Genomic DNA, 13,247 nt, shown 5'->3' with positions numbered 1-13,247 from the left:
TCTGCCCGGGTTACGTAGGATCGAAACCATGGTTTCAATTCAGGTTGCCGGCGAGGCATTGGTGGACATCGTCAACTCCGTGGCTCATCCCGGAGGTTCTCCGCTGAATGTCGCGGTGGGCTTGGGCCGGCTGGGCCATGAGGTCAAGCTGACCACGGATATTGGAACAGATGAGCATGGGCGGCTGATCGCCGATCACCTGCAGGGCTCGGGAGTCGAGCTGGCTGAAGGATCGCAGTCGGCTGCGCCAACCTCCACGGCCACCGTGGTGCTCGATGGGTCCGCCAATGCCAGCTACGAATTCGAGTTGAACTGCAGCTTGGGCAAGCTGGCCGCCAGCGATGCCTCGCTGCTCCATACCGGGTCCATCGCCGCCTTCCGCTCCCCCAGCGCGGAGAAGTTGATTGACCTGTTCCTCGCCGCGCCACCCAACCAGCTGCGCAGCTACGACCCGAACCTGCGTCCAGCCCTGGTTGAGAACCGGGCCAAGGCCATCAGCCATATCGAGAAGCTGAGCTCCCTGGCCCATGTGGTCAAACTCAGCGACGAGGATTCAATGTGGCTGTACCCCGGGTGGGATGCCGACCGCGTGCTGGAGCATCTGCTGGACCTTGGCGCTTCCCTGGCCGTGATGACCTTTGGCGCCCGCGGCGCCGAAGCACGCACCCGGAATTGCGAAGTCGTGGTCCCCTCGCTTTCCGTGCCCACCGTCGACACCGTGGGTGCCGGGGATGCATTCATGGCCGGGTTGCTGCATGGAATCGTTGATGGCCCGTTGGCCCAGGACCTGCGTGATGGCAGCAGGCTGGATCGCGCCGAGCTGGAGGCGGCGTTGCAGATCGCGGCCGCTTGCGCGGGGATGACCGTTGCCCGCACCGGCGCCAACCCGCCAACACTGGGCGAGCTCAACGAGTTCATGGCCGGGGCCGGGCGCTAGAATTTGTCGCAGAACATGATCCGCACTGTGCCAAGGAGGCCACATGGGTAGCAAGGTCCCGGCATCGGATAACACCCTGAGGATCCTCCAGTTGCTGGCCAGCAGGAAAGCTCCCACTCCCGCGGCAATGATTGCCACGCTGCTCGATTTGCCCCGCTCCAGCGTTTACCAGCTGCTCGCGGTCATGAACGAGCGTGGATTTGTCACCCATTATCCGGAGGACAAGTCCTATGGCTTGGGAGTCGCGGCTTTCGAGCTTTCCAGCGCCTACACCCGGCAGGAACCGCTGGCCCGGCTTGGCGGTCCGCTCATCGCCCAGCTGGTGGACAAGGTCGGCGAGAGCGCGCATCTGGCAATCCTGCATGGATCCGATGTCCTTTACATCGTGGAAGAACGCGCAAAAGGCCGCCCGTCGCTGGTCACCGATGTAGGGGTGCGCTTGCCTTCCCATCTGACCGCTTCAGGAAGGGCCATCTTGGCGGCCTTGCCCAAATCCCAGGTGCGCGCGTTGTATCCCAGCGCGGCCAGTTTCTCGGAGCGCGTGGAAAGCTCTTCGATCACCGGCTACGCGCAATTGCGCCGCGAGCTGGAGCAGTGCTCGCAGCGCGGCTACGCAGTGGAACGCGGGGATGTCACCCCGGATTTCCACTCGCTGGCGGTGGAAATCCGGGATGCCGGCAACTGGCCGGTGGCCGCCGTTGCAGTCACCTTCCTCGCAGACCGGGTGCCCGAGGAACAGTGGGACAAGCTGCTTAAGCAGATTCGTTCGACCGCAGCGCTGATCACCACGCGAATTCAGGGAAAGCGTTCGGCGGGATCCTCGACGACCGGCTAGAGAATGCGGCGTCCAAGCATGATGATGCTGTATTGCCCATGCGGTCCCTCCCGGCAGCCTGCCGCATAGGGCCGCCGTGGGATGCAGCGTCGCGCAGCACCAAGCTCCACCCCTGGATCTGAAATACCGGACAAGTCCAGTGATTGCGAGGTACTCAGCGACTGCTCGATGGCCAATGATGTAAGTAGTTAGCTAGATTACATCGTTAGGAATCTTCATGAGCCACGAACCACGAGTTGTCCGCGCACCACGCGGCACCGAACTGACCGCCAAGTCCTGGGCCACCGAAGCCCCACTGCGCATGCTGATGAACAACCTCGACCCCGAGGTGGCAGAGCGCCCCGAGGATCTTGTGGTGTATGGCGGCACCGGCAAGGCTGCCCGCTCCTGGGAAGCATTTGATGCCATCGTTGAGACCCTCAAGGACCTGGAAGACAACGAAACCCTGCTCGTTCAATCAGGCAAGCCGGTCGGCGTCTTCAAGACCAACAAGTGGGCACCGCGAGTCCTTATTGCGAATTCCAATCTGGTCGGCGACTGGGCCAACTGGGAGCACTTCCGCAAGCTGGAGGCCGAAGGCCTGATGATGTACGGCCAGATGACCGCCGGTTCATGGATCTACATCGGCACCCAGGGCATCCTGCAGGGCACCTACGAGACCTTTGCGGCAGTTGCCAAGAAGCGTTTCAACGGCACCCTGGCCGGCACCCTGACCCTGACCGGCGGTTGCGGCGGCATGGGCGGCGCTCAGCCGCTATCGGTCACCTTGAATGGCGGTGCGGTGCTCATCATCGACGTGGACGAGTCCCGCCTGCGCCGCCGCGTTTCCAAGCGCTACCTGGACGAGGTGGAGCTGGACCTGGACAAGGCGCTGGAAAAGGTATTGGCCGCCAAGACCGAAGGACGTCCGCTCTCCGTGGGCTATGTCGGCAACGCCGCCGAGATCTTCCCAGCACTGCTCAAGCGTCACCAGGCCGGCGAGTTCACCATCGACATCGTCACCGACCAGACCTCGGCCCACGATCCACTGAGCTACCTGCCGACCGAATACACCATGGAACAGTGGGACGCAGAAGCCAAGGCAGATCCCATCGGCTTCACCAAGAAGGCCCAGGCAGCCATGGCAGCCCAGGTCCAGGCAATGGTTGAGTTCCAGGATGCCGGCGCAGAGGTCTTTGACTACGGAAACTCGATCCGCGACGAGGCTCGCAAGGGCGGCTACACCCGCGCCTTCGAATTCCCAGGCTTCGTTCCTGCCTACATCCGCCCGCTGTTCTGCGAGGGCCTTGGCCCATTCCGCTGGGTTGCACTTTCCGGCGATCCAGAGGACATCCGCGTCACCGACGAGGCCCTGAAGGAACTGTTCCCAGAGAACGAGCACCTGCACCGCTGGTTGGATGCAGCTGCTGAGAAGGTCGAGTTCGAGGGCCTGCCGGCACGCATCTGCTGGTTGGGCTACGGCGAACGCCACAAGGCAGGCCTGCTGTTCAACAAGCTGGTTGCCGAGGGCAAGATTTCCGCCCCGATCGTGATCGGCCGCGACCACCTCGACTCCGGCTCCGTTGCTTCGCCATACCGCGAAACCGAATCCATGAAGGACGGCTCGGATGCAGTCGCCGACTGGCCACTGCTCAACGCCCTGACCGCTACCAGCTCCGGCGCTTCGTGGGTTTCGATCCACCACGGCGGCGGCGTAGGTATGGGCCGTTCAATCCACGCCGGCCAGGTATCGCTGGCCGATGGCTCCGAGATGGCAGCAGCCAAGCTTGAGGCGCTGCTGACCAACGACCCGGGCATGGGCGTCATCCGCCACGTTGACGCCGGCTACGAGCGCGCCATCGAGGTTGCCGAGCAGCGATCCGTACGGATTCCGATGAGCGGCAAGTAGCACCTTGATAGGTTCGCGTGCATTTCCTGTTGATCAACTGGCAATGTACGCGAACCTCTTGCTTTAACTCTCGAAGAGTGAAGAAACGCTGTCTGACATGGGCACAGTAAACGCTGCCTTAACGCGTCATGGCGAATGTCTCGGAGATTCCGATTAAACATTGAAGGTACTTTTTCAGCTCAATAGCGTGGGACGAGTCAGGAACCACCGACTCACGGAGGACACCATGTCTGAGCAGGATTCAAACGAGCAGTTCGGAAATTTCGAAAACGGCCAGTCTGAAGAAAACGGCGGCTACGGCTCGTCGAATGACCAGCAGAACAATGAGGGGCAGTCGTACGGCGGCGGCGACGAACAGGGTTTCGGCGGCAACCAAGAGTCCAGCCAGTCCTACGGCGCAGGCAACCAAGAGTCCAGCCAGTCCTACGGCGCAGGCAACCAAGAAGCAGGACAGTCCTACGGCGGCGACGAAGAGTCCAGCCAATCCTACGGCGGAGGCGACGAAGAAGCAGGACAGTCCTACAGCGGAGGCGAAGAGTCCAGCCAATCCTACGGCGGAGGCAACGAAGAAGCAGGACAGTCCTACGGCGGCGACGAAGAGTCCAGCCAGTCCTACGGCGCAGGCAACCAAGAAGCAGGACAGTCCTACGGCGGCGACGAAGAATCAGGCCAACCCTACGGCGGAGGCAGCGAAGAATCAGGCCAATCCTACGGCGACAATGAAGAACAAGGCCTAGGCGGCAGCCAAGGCCAAGGCGAAGGCTTCTAGCCTTCAGTTCGGAGATCACGGGCTGTTCAAGCCTATGGTCCAAGGCTGGGTAGAACTCGCTAATGCCAAATAAGCTCCATACAAGGGAAATCGCTGTTCCTAATTGACTAGGAAACAGCGATTTCCCTGTGTTATGTGTGGGTCATCCAGACCACAAGTGGATATTCCTAACTTATGGATGTCGGGTTTCAGCGCTGATAAACCAAGCTTGCTGTTCAAGGTCAGCAATATACTGGTGCAGTATGTCCGCAGTTGTCGGGTCAGCTTCATCTACCGGATCATGCACGTCGCGAAGAACGCCAACAGTGCCCTGGACCGCCCTCACAACCAAGTCGACTGCAGCTTTGGTCAATATTTCAGTCGTGACAGGCTGCTCCAACTTCGTGTACTTGGTGATCGTGGAAGCCAAACCATCCGGGGTCGCATGCAAGGCACGCATGCGCTCGGCGATCTCGTCGGAACCCCTTCGTGCAATGCTGACTATTTCATCCAGATTCTGATGAAGATCCCGGAAATTTGGGCCAACCACGTTCCAGTGAATCTGCTTGCTGACTAGCTGCAAGTCCAATAGCTGAACGAGCACGGATTGCAGAGCGTCTCGCAGTGCTTCGGTGGCGACGAATCCACGTTCAGCGTTTTCCTTCGACGTTTTCTTCGCAGTGGTCTTCTTGACATCTGCCATGGCATCTCCCTTGCATTGAAGTTGACATTGCCGGCACCGACGAACATCCGATGCACTTCTTTGCACGCTACTTGCCGGCAGCGTCCATTCCGAGTCGAAGCCAAAATTTGGAGAAACCATTCAGCTTACGGATATACGGCATATAGGTCGCACCACGATGGCGAGCGCCAGGCGCTCGCCATCGATCTCTATGATCCTGCGTCGGTTCCTCCGTGAGGATGATCCAACGAAGACGGTCCCACAATCAATCTGAAGAGTCCCCACATCATGGCAAGTCCACCCCAAATAATTCCGAGCCACATTGGAGTCAAGGCTTGCGCATCTTCGATCGGCGTGAGAAGCATGAACATGAGGAACAAGGCGACGATGAGCCCGCCGCCAACAACGAGACCCAGTCCAAGAAATTTCTTAGGCATTTTCCACTCCAGAGATTCTCCATGAATGAATGAACCGGCGGGACTGCAGTGGTTGTCATTTTGCTACCGCAAACCCGCGAGCCCTCTGATGCGTGTGTCCATATTCCCTCCTAATTGCACGCGCCAGCGTACTTGCAGCTGATAGCTACAGGGTAGGCTCCTTTCCTCCACATCTCCAGTGGCCTTTGACTAGGGCGTACGCAACTTCTGAAGCATGTTCCGGCCGACATCAAGGCTGGCTACATCGGGGTCCGCCGTGCTTTTGCCTTCCGTTCCACGGAGAATAGCTAACAGGACCATGAAGGTTCTGGGACTAGTGGCCGAAAACGACAGGATGGAAATGTATTCTCGCCTCGCTAAGACCTGCGGACTGGCACTGGCTACCGGACTGGTAGCTGCCACGCTTGCAGGGTGCGTGCATATTGAAACCACAAATGATTCCGGGAGCCCCTCGGCATCATCCACTGGGACTCCGGCCGAGAGCGCCCCGCCGATTGAGGGGACGGCCACGCCTAGCGACAAGAATCCCGACGGCACGGCGACTGGCACCGGGATCGTGCCGAAGGAAACTAACGGGGATTCTTTCTCCGAAGCATTCCGGATTATCGAGCCCCAAGCCACAACGAAAAAGTGCTCCGGAAAGCTGACCGTAGATGGCGATGGCCAAATGCTGAAGCTGATCGGCAATTGCCAGCAGGTCGAGATCACAGGAACCGGAAACATGGTCATCGGTGGCCATGTCCGTGATCTGTCGATCACCGGAGCAGGCAATATCGTTGCCGTGAACAATATCGGGAATGTCGAGGTAAGCGGTGTCGGCAATGCCGTGGCATGGCGCAACGACAACGCGTCGGCCCGCGACACAGGCCAATCGAATCAGCTTGGGCCTGGCGCACTCGCCGGGGTGGACCTGGGCCATTAGTTCACGAGACCATCTCGTCCGGTATTTCGGACACATCACCAAGTTATCTGCCACCAGCCGCTCGTTCCTGCCGAACAATGGAAGCTAGAGACCTCCTTGAACATTAATGAATGGATCGAAAATCATGGCTTCCTCTCCACAGGTAACCCTCGGGCTAGACGGCATCACGGCGGACGACGTCATCGCAGTGGCCCGTCACAATGCCCACATCAAGATCTCCGCGGACGTGCTTGAAGAACTCGCTTCCGTCCGTGCCCACATTGATGCGCTGGCTTCCGCCGATACGCCGGTCTATGGAATTTCCACCGGCTTCGGTGCCCTGGCAACCCGCCACATCGCGCCTGAAGACCGCGCCAAGCTGCAGCGTTCGCTGATCCGCTCCCATGCTGCTGGCATGGGAGCACCGGTCGAGCGCGAAGTTGTTCGCGCACTGATGTTCCTGCGCGCCAAGACCCTGGCGTCGGGCCGCGCCGGTGTTCGCCCGGTCGTGCTTGAGACCATGGTCGGCCTGCTCAACGCGGGCATTACCCCGGTCGTGCGCGAATATGGCTCGCTGGGTTGCTCGGGCGACCTCGCTCCGCTCTCGCACTGCGCACTGGTGCTGATGGGCGAAGGCGAAGCCACCGACGCCGAAGGCAATGTCCGTCCGGTTCCAGAGCTATTCGCAGAAGCGGGACTGACCCCGATCGAGCTTGCCGAGAAGGAAGGCCTGGCGCTGGTCAACGGCACCGACGGCATGCTCGGCCAGCTGGTCATGGCGCTGGCGGACCTCGATGAGCTGCTGGACATTGCGGACGCCACCGCAGCCATGAGCGTCGAGGCCCAGCTGGGCACCGACCAGGTATTCCGCGCAGAACTGCATGAGCCGCTTCGCCCGCACCCGGGCCAGGGCCGCAGCGCGCAGAACATGTTCGCTTTCCTGGCAGGCTCCCCCATCGTTGCATCGCACCGCGAGGGCGACGGCCGCGTGCAGGACGCCTACTCGCTGCGTTGCTCCCCGCAGGTTGCCGGCGCCGCCCGCGACACCATCACCCACGCCCGCCTGGTCGCCACCCGCGAACTGGCGGCTGCCATCGACAACCCGGTAGTGCTGCCAAGCGGCGAGGTCACCTCCAATGGCAATTTCCACGGTGCACCGGTAGCCTATGTGCTGGACTTCCTGGCCATCGCCGTGGCAGACCTCGGCTCCATTGCCGAGCGCCGCACCGACCGCATGCTGGACCCGGCCCGCTCCCGCGATCTGCCGGCTTTCCTGGCTGACGATCCAGGCGTTGACTCGGGCATGATGATCGCCCAGTACACCCAGGCCGGCCTGGTGGCAGAGAACAAGCGCCTGGCCGTTCCTGCCAGCGTCGACTCCATCCCTTCTTCCGCAATGCAGGAAGACCACGTTTCTCTGGGTTGGCACGCTGCGCGCAAGCTGCGCACCGCCGTTGTTAACCTCCGCCGCATCCTTGCAGTGGAAATGCTGATTGCGGGCCGCGCCCTGGACCTGCGTGCCCCTTTGAAGCCAGGCCCAGCCACCGGCGCGGTGCTTGAAGTACTGCGCAGTAAAGTTGCCGGCCCGGGCCAGGATCGCTTCCTCTCCGCAGAATTGGAAGCCGCCTACGAACTGCTGGCCGACGGCTCGGTTCACAAGGCCCTCGAAGCTCACCTGCCTGCATAACCTGCAGCGCAGGTCGCCGCAAGGCGTCGTCACGCGTCCCCGGAGAACCCACCAGGTTCTTCGGGGACGCACTTTTAATCGCCAATTCAGCCACCTTGGCCGCCAGGGGCTGTGGCTCGCGTGATGGCTCCCACCAACTTATCCAAGCCGCGAAACCGAAGCGTACACTTGATCTTCGAAAGACTACGCATCATCCAAGGACGCCTGAAATCATGCAACGCACCATGTTCAAATCAAAGATCCACCGGGCCACCGTTACCCAAGCGGATCTGCACTATGTAGGCTCGGTGACTGTTGACTCGGATCTGCTGGCCGCTTCGGACATCCTGCCCGGGGAATTGGTCAGTATTGTCGACATCACCAATGGCGCTCGCCTGGAAACCTACACCATTGCCGGAGAACCCGGCAGCGGCGTAATCGGCATCAATGGTGCGGCCGCCCACTTGGTCCATCCAGGCGATTTGGTCATCCTGATCAGCTACGCCCAGATGGACGACGCCGAAGCGCGCAGCTACGTTCCCAGCGTGGTCCACGTCGATGCCGATAACCGCATCATCCACCTGGGCGAAGACCCTGCCGAGGCAGTCGCTGACGGCGTGCAGACTCCGCCATTTGCCCAGCTGCGCAGTAGCTAGCTGACAGCGCTGGCCAGTCTGGGCGGCTTGGCGGCTTGGCGGCAATGCTTTTCCATGGCGGTCAAGCCGTTTTGCAGGTTCAGCACTCCCGAGCCTCACCTACGGCAGTCCTCTTCGGGGCATCCTTGCCAGGTTTTTGAGAAGTATCCGACGATCTTCAGGGTATGGCGCAGTGGGTAGATCTCGTCGACTCCGCCATGGATCGCCTTGGCAGCCTCTTCTACTGCGAGCTCGAAGAACCGGCAGACCTCGTCATACATCCATACTGCCACGGTGAGCTCCGTGAGTTCTTCATGGGTCAGCATGCGGGAAGGCTCCAGGCCAATCTCAATCAATGTTTTAAAAACAAAGTCTTCGGTCAGCTCATGGTCATGCCCGCAATCGCACCAGGCGAGGCCGCGATTGGGCATTGACCAGACATCCTCAGTGCCTTCCGCGGAATGGATCCAGTCGGGAAGACTGCCTCCAGAACTGTTTTCTTGTGCCATGATCATCGCCTCTGTTCTCTCCTAGCCAGATGTGCCCAATGTAGTGGGCGGTGCCGACATTATGGACGAGCTGGCCTTGGCAGTTGTTGCTTGATGCGCCAAGGGTTGGCATAGTTCGAGGCATCAGCCAATAGTTGCTTTCCAGCCAAGATCACTTCAGGAGTTCTCCCATGAACACACGGTCCCACCCGGATACCAGTGATGGTGCCGCGCACCGGCAGTGGAACGAATTGCTCCAGGAAATGCGGGTCATGCAAACCGGCGTGCAGATTCTCGCTGCGTTCTTGGTGGTGCTGCCTTTTCAGGCACGCTTCGAGATGCTCAGCCGATCCGACGAAACGATCTACATCGTCTTATTGGTTGCAGCCACACTGCTGATTTTGCTGCTGATCACGCCGGTGGCGGTGCACCGGTACTTCTTTGGCCAGCGACTCAAGGAACAGACAGTGAGCCTTGGCCATATTGTACTGAAGATGGTGGGCATCGGCGTTGGCCTGCTGGTCTCGGGTTGCGTCTGGTTTGTCCTGCAGGTGCTGTTCGGCTGGCAGCTTGGCGCATGGGTTGGTGGAGGGCTGGTAGTGGCGACCTTGTTCCTGCTCTTGGCATTGCCGCGCATCCTTCTTCCCGCGCATGCACACGATGCCGATTAGCCAGTTCTAGTTGAGCTACATCCGATCCACATGCCGGAGCATCAGCCTCATGGGAAGGTGCCTGATCGCGCGGGGCAACCATCGAGTTGCAAGCCGAACGAATGCAACCGTCATGCTGTTGCGCCTGCGGACTTTATTACTCAGCTCAAAACCAAATTGCTCGCGCACCGCTGCGGGTAGCTGGGCGATGGTGACGTCACGCATTAAGGGCAGGCCTGCTCGGATCCACCACGGGGCTCTGGGCGCACTGAAAAGTTCGTCAGCAAGTTGGCGCGCCTGGCCGGTGACCGCCACCGTTGCGAGAGTCTGTTCCAAATAAAGATCAAAATCATGGAGGCTGGCGGGCCAATAGTTTTCTGGCATCTGCAAGGCTCCGCCCAATAGCGCATATTGCTGGTACAACTGTTCATCATGTGCAAAATCGCCACTCAATATTTGTTCTGCGATGACCCTGGCCGAGTCGAAAAGCGTGGCGGCAACCCACAGCTGCAGCCGCGGATCCAACGCTGAATAGCCCGGTAGCGCTTCTGATTCGTTGCGGGTTCCCCGCACATTTTGATGTGACTTGTTGACGTAGTTGATCATCGTGCGCTGCTGCTCCGCATTGCCGTTGCTCAACGCATAGATATAGCCGAGCGTATGAACGAGGCGTTTGAGGGGGTCGCTGGCGAAGTCAGAATGCCGGGCGATAGCCGTGCCGATTTGCGGGTGGGCCAGTTGCATCAAAATTGCTCGCCCCGCCCCGAGGAGTAACCCAGCTTCCGGGGCCACACGGGAGAAAGCGCTTGATTCATCAATTCTTCCTGCGTTCCGGCTCATAATCTCGATTTTAGCCCTTGGGGCCGTGCCGCCCCTTTAAACAGCGCAGTGGATGCCCTCACGCCGCCTGCGGCATGTGGTCATCCACCGTGTAATCTGCAATTGCTGCCCTGCTTTGCGGCGGAGGACTGCTGGAAGAGCAGGAACTGGTTTCCGATGATCTCCCTCCGGCTAGAAGGCAACTCCGCAGTGCAGGATCACGTTGGCATAGGGAGTTGATTCTCCGGTGCGGACGATGATCTTGGCTGTCGAAAGTTCTGCCTTGAGCTCTTCATGAGAGATGAACTTTGGTTCCAGTCCCTTGCTCTCGCAGAACTCCTGGACAGAGCTTCCCGTCGCTTCGGTAGCCAAGGTGCTGTGTTCGATCACCATATTGCGGGTCAGCACATCGAGTACCTGATCGAAGCTGGGCAGCCCCTGAACCAGCGCCAAGTCGATAACCACTGGCCCTTCCGGAATCGGCAGGCCGCAGTCGGCGATGACCACGGTATCGGTGTGGCCGCAGGTGGCCAACGCACCTAATAATGGCGCGTTGAGAATTTCGGATTTCAGCACGAAGGCTTCCTTCAAATCTTACTTAGTGAATTGTCTTAGAGGTTCTCAAGCGAACGAGGGTAGGAAGCCTGAGCACCGTGGGCTTGCACGGTCAGCGCTGCGAACTTGCCGGCGAATTCGGCTGCCTGAGCCAGATCATCGCCATTGGCCAGCCGTGCAGCCAAGGCGCCGGTAAAGGCATCGCCAGCACCGGTGGTATCCACTGCTCTGACCTTGACTGCTGGCAGCGGGCGCACCTGGGCTCCACCATTTTCTGCGGGGAATTTGTCAGCCACCAGGCAACCGTTGGCGCCAAGAGTGATGACAACGCTAGTGATTCCCTCCTCGATGAGCATCGATGCGAGCCACTCATAGTGGCCGTTGAACCGACGTGCTGGATGCGGGTTAAGCTGCTGGAGCACAGCTTCGGCTTCGTGCTCATTGACCACCAGCGGGTTGGCCTTGAGCAGGTAGTCTCGATCCAATTCGATGACCGGCGCGAGGTTCAGCACGATGCGATCGGTGGCTGCATCCATGGCGGCCTTGATGCCCGAGGCAGGGATCTCTCCTTGGAGCACGAGAATTCCGTCGATTTCTCCGGCGGTCTTGACCACTTCATCAGTCACCGTGGAATTGGCTCCCGAAACCACCGCAATCGAGTTCTCAGCACCGGAATCCACCTGGATGATGGCCACCCCGGTCGGCTGGGAGCTGCGAGCCACGCGGTCAAGCTTGACTCCGGCCTCATCAAGCTGGCCCAAGGCAACCTCGGAATGCGAATCCTTGCCCACGGCGCCGACGAATTCGGTGGCCGCTCCGGCCAGCTGCGCGGCCAGCGCCTGGTTGGCGCCCTTGCCGCCGGGTGAGAGCTGGTAGGAATCTGCCAGCACGGTTTCACCGGGTCCGGGCAGACGTGCCATCAACGCGGTGATGTCCACGTTGCTTGAGCCCACGATGGTGACCTGGATGTCCTGCTGCATGGTTATTCCTTCTAGTTCTCTTCTCCCGGCGGCCAGTGGGTGCCGGTACCTTGAATTGCTACTGCTAGATGAAGATTACTCGCCTGCGTACTCGGCGACGTTCTTCTCATCGACGGTGTCCACGGCAACCTGCACGTTGGCCTCGACCTCTTCGCCCTTGATGGACTTGGACAGGATCTGCACCGACTGCTTGCCCAGTTCAGCTGGGTTCTGCGCGATGGTGGCCACCATGGTGCCGGCCTCTACTGCCTTGAATCCGTCATCGGTTCCGTCGAAGCCGACAACCTTGACGTCCTTGCCTGCCTTGTCGCCCAGGGCCTGGATGGCGCCCAAGGCCATTTCGTCGTTCATGGCCAGCACGCCCGCGGCGTCAGGGTTGGACTGCATCAGATTGGTCACGACGTCCAGCGCCTCAGCGCGGTCGAAGTTAGCGGTCTGCTTGGAGACCACCTCGATGTCCTTGAATTCTTCCAGGCCCTTGGTGAAGCCTTCGCCGCGTTCGTTGGTTGCCGAAGCGCCCGGCACGCCTTCGAGTACGATGATCTTGCCCTTGCCGTCGATGGATTCAGCCAGCGCCTTGGCTGCCTGCTCGCCACCGGCCACATTGTCCGAAGCGACGAAGGAAGCGATCTTGGTTTCGCCGACGGAGCGGTCAACGGCGACGATCGGCAATTCTGCCTTGACCACTGGGGCCAGGCCGGCTTCCGCGGTTTCGGTGTCGACGGCGTTGATGATCACGCCGGCCGATCCGTTGGTCGCGGCGGTAGCCAGCTGGTTGGCCTGGGTGGCTGAGTCGTTCTGCGCGTCAACTACCGACAGGTCGATGCCCTGGGCGTCGGCTTCCTTCTGCGCGCCGTCACGCAGGTCCACGAAGAACGGGTTGTTCAGGGTGGATACCGCCAAGGTCACCGAGGCGCCATCGGCTGCGTTCTCGCCGCGGTTGCAGGCGGCAAGCGAAGCGGCAAGGCCGAGGGACAAGGTGATGGCTGCGGTGGTGCGGATCAGTTTTTTCATGGGGTGTTCTCC

The 13,247-nt window shown here is 60.3% G+C and carries 15 protein-coding genes; 8 read left to right on the top strand and 7 right to left on the bottom strand.

Annotated elements, in window-relative coordinates; translation table 11 throughout:
* Window positions 1–28 precede the first annotated feature (28 nt).
* The 4 genes from ACT7DV_RS09620 (at window position 29) to ACT7DV_RS09605 (ending at window position 4,429) form a co-directional block, all read left to right on the top strand.
* Window positions 29–937, top strand: coding sequence for a carbohydrate kinase family protein (locus ACT7DV_RS09620; protein ID WP_444662134.1), 909 nt, complete (start codon window positions 29–31; stop codon window positions 935–937).
* A gap of 43 nt (window positions 938–980) precedes the next feature.
* Window positions 981–1,772, top strand: coding sequence for an IclR family transcriptional regulator (locus ACT7DV_RS09615; protein ID WP_444662133.1), 792 nt, complete (start codon window positions 981–983; stop codon window positions 1,770–1,772).
* A 217-nt stretch (window positions 1,773–1,989) separates the two neighbouring features.
* Complete coding sequence (gene hutU / locus ACT7DV_RS09610; protein WP_444662131.1) at window positions 1,990–3,660, top strand: urocanate hydratase; 1,671 nt, start codon at window positions 1,990–1,992, stop codon at window positions 3,658–3,660.
* A gap of 226 nt (window positions 3,661–3,886) precedes the next feature.
* Entirely contained in the window at window positions 3,887–4,429 is a 543-nt protein-coding gene (locus tag ACT7DV_RS09605) for a hypothetical protein (protein WP_444662129.1), read from the top strand.
* A 172-nt stretch (window positions 4,430–4,601) separates the two neighbouring features.
* Here the strand turns inward: ACT7DV_RS09605 and ACT7DV_RS09600 are convergent, their stop codons facing one another.
* Both ACT7DV_RS09600 and ACT7DV_RS09595 read right to left on the bottom strand, forming a co-directional pair.
* Window positions 4,602–5,111: a Dps family protein gene (locus tag ACT7DV_RS09600; protein ID WP_444662128.1), complete on the bottom strand. Its 510-nt coding sequence runs from the start codon at window positions 5,109–5,111 to the stop codon at window positions 4,602–4,604.
* A 188-nt stretch (window positions 5,112–5,299) separates the two neighbouring features.
* Window positions 5,300–5,527, bottom strand: coding sequence for a hypothetical protein (locus tag ACT7DV_RS09595; protein WP_444662126.1), 228 nt, complete (start codon window positions 5,525–5,527; stop codon window positions 5,300–5,302).
* A 340-nt stretch (window positions 5,528–5,867) separates the two neighbouring features.
* Here ACT7DV_RS09595 and ACT7DV_RS09590 point away from each other — a divergent pair, with 340 nt between their 5' ends.
* From ACT7DV_RS09590 to panD, 3 genes are all read left to right on the top strand, one after another.
* Window positions 5,868–6,449 carry a DUF3060 domain-containing protein gene (locus tag ACT7DV_RS09590; RefSeq protein WP_444662124.1) on the top strand — a complete coding sequence of 194 codons (582 nt, stop codon included), beginning with the start codon at window positions 5,868–5,870 and terminating at the stop codon, window positions 6,447–6,449.
* A gap of 124 nt (window positions 6,450–6,573) precedes the next feature.
* On the top strand, window positions 6,574–8,115 hold the full coding sequence (gene hutH / locus ACT7DV_RS09585; RefSeq protein ID WP_444662122.1) for a histidine ammonia-lyase: 1,542 nt from the start codon (window positions 6,574–6,576) through the stop codon (window positions 8,113–8,115).
* Window positions 8,116–8,327: 212 nt separating this feature from the next.
* A complete protein-coding gene (gene panD, locus ACT7DV_RS09580) occupies window positions 8,328–8,750 on the top strand; it encodes an aspartate 1-decarboxylase (protein ID WP_444662120.1) in 423 nt (140 codons plus the stop codon).
* Between the two features lie 95 nt (window positions 8,751–8,845).
* Here panD and ACT7DV_RS09575 read toward each other — a convergent pair whose 3' ends face one another.
* Entirely contained in the window at window positions 8,846–9,238 is a 393-nt protein-coding gene (locus ACT7DV_RS09575) for a hypothetical protein (RefSeq protein ID WP_444662118.1), read from the bottom strand.
* A gap of 170 nt (window positions 9,239–9,408) precedes the next feature.
* Between ACT7DV_RS09575 and ACT7DV_RS09570 the strand changes: the two genes are divergently transcribed.
* Window positions 9,409–9,888: a DUF6328 family protein gene (locus ACT7DV_RS09570; protein WP_444662117.1), complete on the top strand. Its 480-nt coding sequence runs from the start codon at window positions 9,409–9,411 to the stop codon at window positions 9,886–9,888.
* A gap of 15 nt (window positions 9,889–9,903) precedes the next feature.
* Here ACT7DV_RS09570 and ACT7DV_RS09565 read toward each other — a convergent pair whose 3' ends face one another.
* The 4 genes from ACT7DV_RS09565 to ACT7DV_RS09550 form a co-directional block, all read right to left on the bottom strand.
* Window positions 9,904–10,707, bottom strand: coding sequence for an oxygenase MpaB family protein (locus tag ACT7DV_RS09565; RefSeq protein ID WP_444662115.1), 804 nt, complete (start codon window positions 10,705–10,707; stop codon window positions 9,904–9,906).
* Between the two features lie 171 nt (window positions 10,708–10,878).
* Window positions 10,879–11,262 (bottom strand): D-ribose pyranase, encoded by a 384-nt coding sequence (gene rbsD / locus ACT7DV_RS09560; protein ID WP_444662113.1) that lies wholly within the window; start codon window positions 11,260–11,262, stop codon window positions 10,879–10,881.
* Between the two features lie 35 nt (window positions 11,263–11,297).
* Window positions 11,298–12,221 carry a ribokinase gene (locus ACT7DV_RS09555; RefSeq protein ID WP_444662112.1) on the bottom strand — a complete coding sequence of 308 codons (924 nt, stop codon included), beginning with the start codon at window positions 12,219–12,221 and terminating at the stop codon, window positions 11,298–11,300.
* A 75-nt stretch (window positions 12,222–12,296) separates the two neighbouring features.
* A complete protein-coding gene (locus tag ACT7DV_RS09550; RefSeq protein ID WP_444662110.1) occupies window positions 12,297–13,235 on the bottom strand; it encodes a substrate-binding domain-containing protein in 939 nt (312 codons plus the stop codon).
* Between the last annotated feature and the right edge of the window lie 12 nt (window positions 13,236–13,247).

The organism is Glutamicibacter sp. TV12E (genome assembly GCF_052441935.1).
Taxonomy (GTDB): domain Bacteria; phylum Actinomycetota; class Actinomycetes; order Actinomycetales; family Micrococcaceae; genus Glutamicibacter.
This window is presented reverse-complemented; position numbering and strand designations above follow the sequence as displayed.

What these genes read in the sequence shown, in the direction of transcription:
- ACT7DV_RS09620 (WP_444662134.1), top strand. Translation starts at nt 29, where the DNA reads ATGGTTTCAATTCAGGTTGCCGGCGAGGCATTGGTGGACATCGTCAAC.
- ACT7DV_RS09615 (WP_444662133.1), top strand. Translation starts at nt 981, where the DNA reads ATGGGTAGCAAGGTCCCGGCATCGGATAACACCCTGAGGATCCTCCAG.
- hutU (WP_444662131.1), top strand. Translation starts at nt 1,990, where the DNA reads ATGAGCCACGAACCACGAGTTGTCCGCGCACCACGCGGCACCGAACTG.
- ACT7DV_RS09605 (WP_444662129.1), top strand. Translation starts at nt 3,887, where the DNA reads ATGTCTGAGCAGGATTCAAACGAGCAGTTCGGAAATTTCGAAAACGGC.
- ACT7DV_RS09600 (WP_444662128.1), bottom strand. Translation starts at nt 5,111, where the DNA reads ATGGCAGATGTCAAGAAGACCACTGCGAAGAAAACGTCGAAGGAAAAC.
- ACT7DV_RS09595 (WP_444662126.1), bottom strand. Translation starts at nt 5,527, where the DNA reads ATGCCTAAGAAATTTCTTGGACTGGGTCTCGTTGTTGGCGGCGGGCTC.
- ACT7DV_RS09590 (WP_444662124.1), top strand. Translation starts at nt 5,868, where the DNA reads ATGTATTCTCGCCTCGCTAAGACCTGCGGACTGGCACTGGCTACCGGA.
- hutH (WP_444662122.1), top strand. Translation starts at nt 6,574, where the DNA reads ATGGCTTCCTCTCCACAGGTAACCCTCGGGCTAGACGGCATCACGGCG.
- panD (WP_444662120.1), top strand. Translation starts at nt 8,328, where the DNA reads ATGCAACGCACCATGTTCAAATCAAAGATCCACCGGGCCACCGTTACC.
- ACT7DV_RS09575 (WP_444662118.1), bottom strand. Translation starts at nt 9,238, where the DNA reads ATGGCACAAGAAAACAGTTCTGGAGGCAGTCTTCCCGACTGGATCCAT.
- ACT7DV_RS09570 (WP_444662117.1), top strand. Translation starts at nt 9,409, where the DNA reads ATGAACACACGGTCCCACCCGGATACCAGTGATGGTGCCGCGCACCGG.
- ACT7DV_RS09565 (WP_444662115.1), bottom strand. Translation starts at nt 10,707, where the DNA reads ATGAGCCGGAACGCAGGAAGAATTGATGAATCAAGCGCTTTCTCCCGT.
- ACT7DV_RS09555 (WP_444662112.1), bottom strand. Translation starts at nt 12,221, where the DNA reads ATGCAGCAGGACATCCAGGTCACCATCGTGGGCTCAAGCAACGTGGAC.
- ACT7DV_RS09550 (WP_444662110.1), bottom strand. Translation starts at nt 13,235, where the DNA reads ATGAAAAAACTGATCCGCACCACCGCAGCCATCACCTTGTCCCTCGGC.